General features: G+C 58.7%; 11 protein-coding genes. 5 read left to right on the forward strand and 6 right to left on the reverse strand.

What is annotated here, in order from left to right:
- Nucleotides 1-441: LLM class flavin-dependent oxidoreductase (locus tag DBR24_RS33065; protein ID WP_256591693.1), on the reverse strand; the 441-nt coding region annotated here is incomplete at its 3' end.
- Between the two features lie 10 nt (nt 442-451).
- Entirely contained in the window at nt 452-1,015 is a 564-nt protein-coding gene (msuE, locus tag DBR24_RS20415) for an FMN reductase (RefSeq protein WP_128615668.1), read from the reverse strand.
- A gap of 388 nt (nt 1,016-1,403) precedes the next feature.
- On the opposite strand from msuE, the gene DBR24_RS20420 reads away from it, so the two are divergent.
- The 4 genes from DBR24_RS20420 (at nt 1,404) to DBR24_RS20435 (ending at nt 5,622) form a co-directional block, all read left to right on the forward strand.
- Nucleotides 1,404-1,673 (forward strand): hypothetical protein, encoded by a 270-nt coding sequence (locus tag DBR24_RS20420; RefSeq protein WP_128615669.1) that lies wholly within the window; start codon nt 1,404-1,406, stop codon nt 1,671-1,673.
- Nucleotides 1,674-1,772: 99 nt separating this feature from the next.
- The gene (locus DBR24_RS20425) at nt 1,773-2,387 is read left to right on the forward strand and encodes a LysE family translocator (RefSeq protein ID WP_128615670.1); all 615 of its coding nucleotides are present in this window, start codon (nt 1,773-1,775) and stop codon (nt 2,385-2,387) included.
- 205 nt (nt 2,388-2,592) lie between these two features.
- Complete coding sequence (locus tag DBR24_RS20430) at nt 2,593-3,759, forward strand: aminotransferase class V-fold PLP-dependent enzyme (protein WP_123466374.1); 1,167 nt, start codon at nt 2,593-2,595, stop codon at nt 3,757-3,759.
- A 54-nt stretch (nt 3,760-3,813) separates the two neighbouring features.
- A complete protein-coding gene (locus tag DBR24_RS20435; protein ID WP_128615671.1) occupies nt 3,814-5,622 on the forward strand; it encodes an aminopeptidase P family protein in 1,809 nt (602 codons plus the stop codon).
- A 49-nt stretch (nt 5,623-5,671) separates the two neighbouring features.
- Here DBR24_RS20435 and DBR24_RS20440 read toward each other — a convergent pair whose 3' ends face one another.
- Nucleotides 5,672-6,268 (reverse strand): 2-hydroxychromene-2-carboxylate isomerase, encoded by a 597-nt coding sequence (locus DBR24_RS20440; RefSeq protein ID WP_128615672.1) that lies wholly within the window; start codon nt 6,266-6,268, stop codon nt 5,672-5,674.
- 36 nt (nt 6,269-6,304) lie between these two features.
- Nucleotides 6,305-7,033, reverse strand: coding sequence for an SDR family oxidoreductase (locus DBR24_RS20445; protein WP_128615673.1), 729 nt, complete (start codon nt 7,031-7,033; stop codon nt 6,305-6,307).
- Between the two features lie 90 nt (nt 7,034-7,123).
- Between DBR24_RS20445 and DBR24_RS20450 the strand changes: the two genes are divergently transcribed.
- The gene (locus DBR24_RS20450) at nt 7,124-7,687 is read left to right on the forward strand and encodes a TetR/AcrR family transcriptional regulator (protein ID WP_123466366.1); all 564 of its coding nucleotides are present in this window, start codon (nt 7,124-7,126) and stop codon (nt 7,685-7,687) included.
- Nucleotide 7,688: 1 nt separating this feature from the next.
- Here the strand turns inward: DBR24_RS20450 and DBR24_RS20455 are convergent, their stop codons facing one another.
- Entirely contained in the window at nt 7,689-7,970 is a 282-nt protein-coding gene (locus DBR24_RS20455) for a hypothetical protein (RefSeq protein ID WP_123466364.1), read from the reverse strand.
- 166 nt (nt 7,971-8,136) lie between these two features.
- Nucleotides 8,137-9,024 (reverse strand): threonine/homoserine exporter RhtA, encoded by an 888-nt coding sequence (gene rhtA / locus DBR24_RS20460; protein WP_128615674.1) that lies wholly within the window; start codon nt 9,022-9,024, stop codon nt 8,137-8,139.
- Nucleotides 9,025-9,331 lie beyond the last annotated feature (307 nt).

Here is a 9,331-nt window from a genome sequence, read left to right on the forward strand (position 1 = left end):
ATCCACCGCCTCACCTTGCAACACCCGGCGCCAGATCTGCAGGAATTCGTCAGTGACTTCATAGCGTTCGCTGTGACTGAGGAAACTGCCGTCACCACGGTTCTCATCCGGGTCGCCACCGGTCACGACGTTGATCAACAGGCGGCCGTTGGACAGTCGATCCAGCGTTGCCGCCATGCGCGCCGAGACAGTGGGTGAAATGATCCCCGGTCGGATCGCCACCAGATAGCGCAGGCGTTCGGTCAAAGGCACCAGCGCCGACGCGATCACCCACGAGTCTTCGCAGGAGCGCCCGGTGGGAATCAACACACCGTGATAGCCGAGGCTGTCAGCGGCCTGGGCTACTTGTTTCAGATAATTGAGGGTGACCGGGCGGGCGCCTTGTGTCGTGCCCAGATAATGGCCGTCACCGTGGGTCGGCAGGAACCAGAAAACATCCATGAACAGCTCCTTAAGCGATCTTCAGCAACGGTTTGATTTGTGTGGCGAACAGCGGCGCGGCGCGTTCGGCGGCGAGACGGATACGTGCCTTCAGCGGTTCGCTGGTGATCTGGTAATCGACAAAATCGGCCTCGGTGGCATAAACGCCGATCGGCAGGGTGACTGCCTGGAAGAAGCTGAACAGCGGGCGCAACTGGTGATCGAGCACCAGCGCATGGCGTTCGCTGCCACCGGTGGCGGCTAACAGGACGGGGGTGTCGATCAGTGCGTTGAGGTCGATCAGGTCGAACAGATGCTTGAGCAGACCCGGGTAGGACCCGCGATAAACCGGCGCAGCAACAATCAACAGGTCGGCCTGTTCGATGGCGCGCAGTTCGGCCTCGACTTCGGCGCTCAACTCCTGACGCGAAAGGGCGCCACCGAGCGGACGAGCGATGTCGCCGAGTTCGATCAGATGACTCTCGATCGACAAATACCCGGCCAGTTCGGCGAGCAGCGCCTGGGTCAGCACCAGGGTACGAGACGGACGCCAGGTGCCGCCGGAGAGGGCGACGACTTTCAGGGGACGCGACATGTTCAGTTCCTTTTTCAACAGTTGCTCAACGAGCAGTGAGTAAGTCACCGGACTTGAGCAAACGCTGTACCAATTCCTGGAGAGCCCGGTTTAAGGGGCGTTGAGCGTTATCGTGATGATCTGCTGTGTGAGTTTCAGGTGGCTTTGTTGAATGACTGTCGGCTAGGCAACAGTTGCTGGAGCAACAGTCGCCAAGGCATGCAGGGATTTATAAAGGCTGTTTGTTATTCCGCAAAAGAACCTTAATTGATATTTATAGAGCTTTCGGAGATATGCGACGCCTCTGTGGATTTTCTGATAGCCACTATTGAGCGTGTTGATTTTTGCGCGAGCGGGGGCGGGCGTAGCCTTTGTCCATCGACTCCGATTGTTCGCCAGGACGCTCCCCATGAATCGCTTACTGACTGTTTCCCTGTTGCTCGCTGTCTCCGTACTCGCCGGTTGTGCCAGCCATGTATCCCCGGAACTGCGCCCCTACACCGCGGAAGAATCCCGAGAACTGGCGATGGAGGCGCTCAATCGCAGCGGCCTGTCCTTCGACGAATACCAGGCGAAAAAAGCGCAATTAGTCGGTCAGCCACAGAAGACGCTCGGTTTCGACCAGAAGGGTGAGATGAGCGCCGGGCGTGCCGTACAGTTGCACGGCCGTCCAAGCTGAAAAAAATTGTACTGCTCGAAATTTTCGCTAACTGTCCGTGGGTTTGCCGCGTCGCGTGGGATAGGGTCAACACCTGAATGACCCTGCCGGATTGCTGCCATGACCCTCACGCTTGATCTTTTGTTGGGCTTTGCCCTGTTTGCCCTTGTCACCTCGATTACCCCGGGGCCGAATAACACGATGTTGCTGGCATCAGGCGTTAACTTCGGGTTCAACCGCACCATCCCTCATATGCTCGGCATCACCTGTGGATTCTTCGTGCTGGTGCTCGCGGTGGGCTTTGGCCTGGGCGCGGTGTTTCAGACATATCCACTGCTCTACAGCGTTCTGCGTTACGTCGGCGCAGCGTATCTGCTGTACCTGGCCTGGAAAATTGCCCATTCGGGGCCGGTCGCAGACAACGCTGACGGCGAGGCAAAACCGATCAGCTACCTCGGCGCAGCAGCCTTTCAGTGGGTCAATCCCAAGGCATGGATCATGGCCATCGGTGCCATCAGCACTTACACGCCAATGCAGGGTTACTTCACCAATGTCGTGGTCATCGCAGCGGTGTTCGCCATCATCAACCTGCCGAGTGTCGGCCTCTGGGCGGCGTGCGGCACGCTGTTGCGCAATGTGCTGAAGGAGGCGCGCTGGTTGCGTGTGTTCAACTGGGGCATGGCGGCGTTGTTAGTGATCTCGTTGTATCCGTTACTTCTCGAAAGCTTTAGCTGACGCATTGCTTCAACCGCCGGCCCGATGCCTGTTAAGCTCGGCTTCAGGAGCGTTCCTACGCACTTTTAAATGAAGTTGTTCTTCTTTAACGGCATCCGATCAGGTATTGATGACGCTCTCGAACCGACGCGCAGCTCACAAGGCTGCGCTTTGCCGTTTGCAGACACGAGCCTCCTGATCCCGGAACACGCTCTGCGAGTCTTTTATGAACATACGTCCGTTGTATTTCGATTACGCCGCCACCACCCCGGTGGACGAGCGGGTCATCCAGGTGATGATCGAGTGTCTGGGCTTTCACGGTAACTTTGGCAACCCGGCCTCCAGCTCCCACGCCTTCGGCCAGCAGGCCCGGCACACGGTCGAGCAGGCGCGGCGGCAAGTCGCCGAACTGGTCGGCGCCGAGGCCCGGCAGATTGTCTGGACTTCCGGTGCCACTGAATCCAACAACCTCGCCCTCAAGGGTGTCGCCCAGGCTCGCGGCGTGTCCGGCGGTCACCTCATCACCAGTCAGATTGAACACAAGGCCATCCTCGATACCGCCCGCCAGTTGCAGGACGCCGGCATCGCCGTGACTTATCTGGTGCCGGACGCCGATGGCCTGATCACCCCGCAAGCGGTCAGCGAAGCGATGCGCGATGACACCTTTCTGGTGTCGCTGATGCTGGTCAACAACGAACTCGGCACGGTCAACGATGTGCAGGCCATTGGCGAAGTCGTGCGCGGCCGCGAGGCGTTGTTCCATGTCGATGCGGCGCAGGGTGCGGGCAAAGTGAAGATCGACCTGGCGCGCTGGCCGGTCGATTTGATGTCCTTTTCGGCACACAAACTCTATGGCCCCAAGGGCATTGGTGCGTTGTACGTCGGCCCGCGGGCGCAGCAGCGTTTGCAGGCACAGATTCACGGTGGCGGTCACGAGGGCGGCTTGCGCTCCGGCACCCTGGCGACCCATCAGATTGCCGGCATGGGCGCTGCATTCGCCCTGGCTGCAGAAGCATTCGATGAAGAAAAACAGTCCATCGTTGCCCTGCGCGAGCGTCTGCTTGAGCAATTGCTGAGCCTGCCGGGCGTGCGCCTCAATGGCAGCGCCAGCCAACGCATTCCGCATACCTTGAGCCTGACGTTCAGCGAAGGCGAGTTCAACAGCGCGGCGCTGAGTCATTCGATTGCATTCTCTGCGACCTCTGCCTGCAACTCCGCGAGCAACGCACCTTCCCACGTGTTGTTGGCGCTGGGGCATGACGCGCAACTGGCCGCGCGTACCCTTCGCTTGAGCCTTGGCCGTTTCACCACGGCCGAAGATATCGACAAGGCTGTCGAACTGATCAAGACCGCCTGCGCCAGTGCTCCGGCATTCTGGGCGACCGGGCTTTAACCAGCCGCCTGACGGCGACGAACAATAACGATGAAGTGATTAGCAGGAGACATGATGAGTACCCAGACCTCGACCGAAGGATCGGTGCCCCAGCGCCTGGCGCACACCCGTGAACTGATGCGTCGCGAAGGCATCCACGCGCTGCTGGTGCCGTCCGCCGACCCGCATTTGTCGGAATATCTGCCGGGTTACTGGCAGGGCCGCCAATGGCTTTCGGGTTTCCACGGATCGGTTGGCACCTTGATTGTCACTCCTGATTTCGCCGGTATCTGGGCCGACAGTCGTTACTGGGAGCAGGCGACCAAGGAACTCACAGGCAGCGGTATCGAGCTGGTCAAATTGCAACCGGGTCAACCGAGCCCGCTGGACTGGCTGGCCGAGCAGACCCCGGAAGGGGGTGTGGTCGCGGTCGACGGTGCGGTCATGGCTGTGGCTTCGGCGCGTACCTTGAGCAGCAAACTCGAGGCGCGTGGCGCTCGTCTGCGTACCGATATCGACCTGTTGAATGACGTCTGGAGCGATCGCCCGAGCCTGCCAAACGCACCGATCTATCAACATCTGCCGCCGCAGGCGACCGTCAGCCGTGGCGAAAAACTCGCCAGGTTGCGCGAAACCTTGCAGGAACGCGGGGCTGACTGGCATTTCATCGCCACCCTCGACGACATCGCCTGGCTGTTCAACCTGCGCGGCGGCGACGTGTCGTTCAACCCGGTGTTTGTTTCGTTTGCATTGATCAATCAACAGCACGCCACGCTGTTCGTTGCACTGAGCAAAGTCGATGCTGATTTGCGCTCGGTGCTGGAGAAGGATGGCGTGACGCTGCGCGATTACAGCGAAGTCGCCGATGCGATGCGCGCTGTGCCGAGTGGCGCAAGCCTGCTGGTGGACCCGGCGCGAGTCACCTGCGGTTTGCTGGATAACCTCGACAGCGGCGTGAAACTTGTTGAAGGCCTCAACCCGACGACACTGGCCAAGTCGCAAAAGAGTGAAGCCGACGCGCAGCACATCCGCAAAGCGATGGAGCAGGACGGTGCCGCGTTGTGTGAGTTCTTCGCCTGGCTGGAATCGGCGTGGGGCCGCGAGCGCATCACCGAACTGACTATCGACGAAAAACTCACCGCAGCCCGTGAACGTCGTCCGGATTATGTATCGCTGAGTTTCAATACCATTGCCGCCTTCAACGCCAATGGCGCGATGCCGCACTATCACGCCACCGCAGAAGAACACGCGGTGATCGAGGGGGATGGGCTGTTGCTGATCGACTCCGGGGGGCAATACCTGGGCGGCACCACCGATATCACGCGGATGGTGCCGGTCGGTACGCCGACCGAAGAGCAGAAACGCGATTGCACCCGTGTGCTGAAAGGCGTCATCGCATTGTCGCGGGCACATTTTCCGAAAGGCATTCTGTCGCCGCTGCTGGACGCCATCGCCCGTGCACCGATCTGGGCGGAAAGTGTGGATTACGGTCATGGCACCGGTCACGGTGTCGGCTATTTCCTCAATGTTCACGAAGGCCCGCAGGTGATTGCCTATCAGGCGGCGCCCGCTCCGCAGACGGCAATGCAGCCGGGGATGATCACTTCCATCGAGCCCGGCACTTATCGTCCAGGTCGTTGGGGCGTGCGCATCGAAAACCTGGCGATGAACCGCGAGGCCGGGAGTAGCGAGTTCGGCGAGTTCCTCAAGTTTGAAACCTTGACGCTGTGCCCGATCGACACGCGTTGCCTGTTGCCGTCACTGCTGACTCAGGAAGAAAAGCAGTGGTTTAACGCTTACCACGCCGAAGTTCGCGAGCGTTTGAGCCCGCTGCTCGAGGGCCCTGCGCTCGAGTGGCTGAACACCCGCACAGCTGCCATCTGACCGGCTGAAGCTCAGGCGCTGACACCAGCGCCTGAGTCACCGGTTTGGGCTAAAGCTGGCGCAATGCCTGCTCGACAAAGTCCAGACGATCCTGGCCAAAAAACATCTGGTTGCCGATAAACATGCTCGGCGCTCCGAAAACCCCGCGTTTAACGGCGGTTTCGGTATTTTCCTTCAGCGCAGCCTTTACCGTTTCGTCATTGGTCAACGCCAGGACTTCGGCGGGATCGAAGCCGTGCTCGCTCAACAGCGCCGCGACGGTCGCCGGCTCATCGAGAGGACGGCCCTCGACCCACAACGCGTTGAACAGGCAATCGATAAACGCGTGAAAGCGTTCAGGCTGGCGCAACTGGATGCCGGTGACGGCGCGCATCAACATAAGCGTGTTGATCGGAAAGTGCGGATTGAATGTCAACGGCACGCCGTAGCGTTTGGCGTAGCGATCCAGATCCTGAAACATGTAACGGCCTTTGGCCGGAATCATCGCCGGAGAGGCGTTGCCGGTAGCTTTGAACACACCTCCCAGCAACATCGGGATGTAAATCAACTCGCTGTCGGTTTCGGCACACAGTTTCGGTAACTGGGTATAAGCCAGGTAAGTGGCCGGGCTCCCTAGGTCAAAATAGAACTCAACGGTTTTACGCATCGTCGTTTCTCTCTATTTATTGTTATGAAGTGGGGCTTACCAGCGCTCGTTCCATGGGCGCAGATCCAGCTCGAATGTCCACGCGTCCCGTGGCTGGTTGTGCAGATACCAGTAATTCTCGGCAATGTGTTCGGGATTGAGTATGCCGTCCTGATCCTTGGTGGCGTATTTTTCGGGGAAGCTGTTGCGGATGAAGTCGGTGTCGATGGCGCCGTCCACCACCACGTGAGCAACGTGGATGTTCATCGGCCCCAACTCCCGCGCCATGCTTTGCGCCAGAGCGCGAATGCCATGCTTGGCACCGGCGAAGGCGGCAAACCCGGAAGCGCCGCGCAGCCCGGCGGTCGCACCGGTGAACAGAATCGTGCCGCGTTGGCGGGTGACCATGCGTTTGGCCACTTCACGGGCATTGAGGAAACCTGAGAAACAGGCCATTTCCCAGATCTTGAAATACTTGCGTGCGGTTTCTTCGAGAATGCTGCAAGGCACATTGGCGCCGATGTTGAAGACGAACGCTTCGATTGGCCCCAAGCGGGTTTCGATCTCTTCAATCAGTGCAATGACGTCTTCTTCCTTGCGCGCATCGCAGGCAAATCCGTGGGCTTCGCCACCTTCGGCATTAATCGCCTCTACCAGTGGCTGCAATTTGTCGGCGCTGCGTCGGGTCAGACAGGCGACGTAACCTTCCCTGGCGAAACGCCTGGCAATGGCGCCGCCCGTCGCATCGCCTGCACCGACCACCAATACGACCTTGTTGTTATTCATGGGGGATTCCCTTTAGTAAACGATCGTTAAGTGAACGAACGTTATGCTAGGATCCGGGCAACGTCAAGACGAGCAATTCGGGGCACATTCATGCGTTACTCTGCCAGTCACAAACAGGAAACCCGGGAGAAGCTATTGCACAGCAGTGCGCTCTCGGCGAAGCGTTCCGGGTTTTCCACGGTAGGCGTCGATGGCTTGATGAAGGCGATTGGACTGAGTGGCGCGGCGTTCTACAGTCATTTCTCTTCGAAGGATGCGTTGTTTACGGCCATCGTTGAGCGCGAACTGGGTCAAAGCCTGGAGCGCCTGGGCGGGCAGGGCACGCAAGACCGGACGCGACTGGAGCGCTGTCTCAAACACTATTTGAGCATGTCTCATGTTGAGCAGCCCGAGGCCGGCTGCGCGTTGCCGGCGCTGGGCGCGGAAATCGCCCGTTCCGAATTGCAGGTGCGCGAGCAGGCCGAGTTGTGGATCTGTCGGCTGCAGAAAAGCTGGGCGCAAATACTGGAAAGCGACAGCCTCGCGTGGTCGATTCTGTCGCAGTGTGTCGGGGCATTGGTGGTGGCGCGGATGCTGGCCACGCCGGACATTCAGCGCGAAGTGCTGAAGTCCAGCCATGAAGAAATCGGTCGCCAGCTCGCCGGGCAGGGCTGAACTATTTGCAAATGACGATCATGCTGCGGCTGGTATAACCGGCAGGGTTGAGGCCAAACGGATAATCACCCGGCTCTTCTACGGTGTCTCCGGACTTGGCGATGACTTTGTAGCCTTTTGGAGCGCAGGAGTTGGCTGCGCTGGTGTAGCACTTGTCCCAAGAGGACGACAGTCCAGAACAATTGATATGCAGCCCTTTTTTGCCGTGTTTTACCTGGGTCTTCGACGTCGCCGCACAGCCCGCAATCGCGAGTACAGCGATAAGTATCAAAATTCGTTTCATTACCGTCCTTATAGCGGCCGCGAGTCTGACGCTCGGGTCTGCCTGTCTTCGCTTGCGCTCTGAGCGCTTTCAAATCCCTGCTCGAAAAATCCATGTATGGCATCAAGTTAAGGCCTAAACATGGCCTAAATGAGCGCCAATTGCCAGACCTTCGTGAAATCCCGCTTCAATCTGCCGCAATGGCAGGTTTGGCGGCGCTGCCCATGGTCAGGGTGGCGCCGACGGAAGCCAGAATAATGCAGAGGATGGCCATCCATTGTGACAGCGAGAGGTATTCCTGCAGGAACAACAGGCCAGACAAGGCGCCGAATGCAGGCTCGATGCTCATCAACGTACCGAAAGTACGGGCGGGCATGCGCGTGAGTGCAACCATTTCCAGGGTGTAGGGCAGGGCGGTGGACAAGATGGCGACGCCAATGGCGACAGGTATCAGTGACGGTGTCAGCAGCGCAGTGCCGGCATGCACGATACCGATCGGCGCAACAAACAGTGCAGCGATCATTACACCTAGAGCCGCGGTGGTGACGCCGTTGTCAGCCCCAGCCTTTTGACCGAACAGAATATAGAGCGCCCAGCAGACGCCGGCCCCTAACGCATAACCGGCACCCAGCAGATCAATCCCGCTGGAGGTTGCGCCCGTCGGAATCAAGAGCAGCAATCCGATGGCGGCGAGGCCGATCCATAGAAAGTCGATGGCTCGACGCGATGCATAGATGGCAACCGCCAATGGACCGGTGAATTCAAGCGCAACCGCGATTCCCAGCGGCACGGTGCGCAGGGACATATAGAAGAGGAAGTTCATGCCACCCAATGCCATGCCGTAGACGATCACGGTGCGCAATGATCTGGAGGTCAGCCTGGCACGCCATGGGCGCAGCAGTAGCAACATGATTACACTGGCGAAGACTAATCGCAGCGTGGTGGTGCCTTGGGCGCCTACCACCGGGAACATGCTCTTGGCCAAAGACGCGCCGGACTGGATTGACCCCATGGCTATTAACAGCAGGCCAACCGGGAACAGCATTGAGGCAAGAGAGCGAGGTTGGTCATTCATTGCGCGGCATCGTCCAAGGTAAGAGCAGGGTATTGTTGTAGATATTGGGCAATATACTGCGCATTCACTGCGGTGGCGTCTATATATAGGTCGTTTTTTCTTGGAACGATAGAAAAACAGAATTAAGTGTTGACGACAGATTCTGGAAGTCTATAATTCGCACCACTTCCGGCGCAGTCGAAACGGAAAACTCCTTGAGATTCAATGAGTTGCGCAGTTTTCGACAGTGGCTTGCTTCAGTTCATCGAAGCCTGGAGGGAGTTGGAAATGCCGGTTGATCTGGCGCTTTCAACGGTTCGATCTTCTC

The organism is Pseudomonas sp. HMWF006, from assembly GCF_003061205.1.
Lineage (GTDB): Bacteria > Pseudomonadota > Gammaproteobacteria > Pseudomonadales > Pseudomonadaceae > Aquipseudomonas > Aquipseudomonas monsensis.

Bases quoted from the DNA above. Each gene is read 5' to 3' on its own strand.
- msuE (WP_128615668.1), bottom strand. From the start codon at position 1,015: ATGTCGCGTCCCCTGAAAGTCGTCGCCCTCTCCGGCGGCACCTGGCGT.
- DBR24_RS20420 (WP_128615669.1), top strand. From the start codon at position 1,404: ATGAATCGCTTACTGACTGTTTCCCTGTTGCTCGCTGTCTCCGTACTC.
- DBR24_RS20425 (WP_128615670.1), top strand. From the start codon at position 1,773: ATGACCCTCACGCTTGATCTTTTGTTGGGCTTTGCCCTGTTTGCCCTT.
- DBR24_RS20430 (WP_123466374.1), top strand. From the start codon at position 2,593: ATGAACATACGTCCGTTGTATTTCGATTACGCCGCCACCACCCCGGTG.
- DBR24_RS20435 (WP_128615671.1), top strand. From the start codon at position 3,814: ATGAGTACCCAGACCTCGACCGAAGGATCGGTGCCCCAGCGCCTGGCG.
- DBR24_RS20440 (WP_128615672.1), bottom strand. From the start codon at position 6,268: ATGCGTAAAACCGTTGAGTTCTATTTTGACCTAGGGAGCCCGGCCACT.
- DBR24_RS20445 (WP_128615673.1), bottom strand. From the start codon at position 7,033: ATGAATAACAACAAGGTCGTATTGGTGGTCGGTGCAGGCGATGCGACG.
- DBR24_RS20450 (WP_123466366.1), top strand. From the start codon at position 7,124: ATGCGTTACTCTGCCAGTCACAAACAGGAAACCCGGGAGAAGCTATTG.
- DBR24_RS20455 (WP_123466364.1), bottom strand. From the start codon at position 7,970: ATGAAACGAATTTTGATACTTATCGCTGTACTCGCGATTGCGGGCTGT.
- rhtA (WP_128615674.1), bottom strand. From the start codon at position 9,024: ATGAATGACCAACCTCGCTCTCTTGCCTCAATGCTGTTCCCGGTTGGC.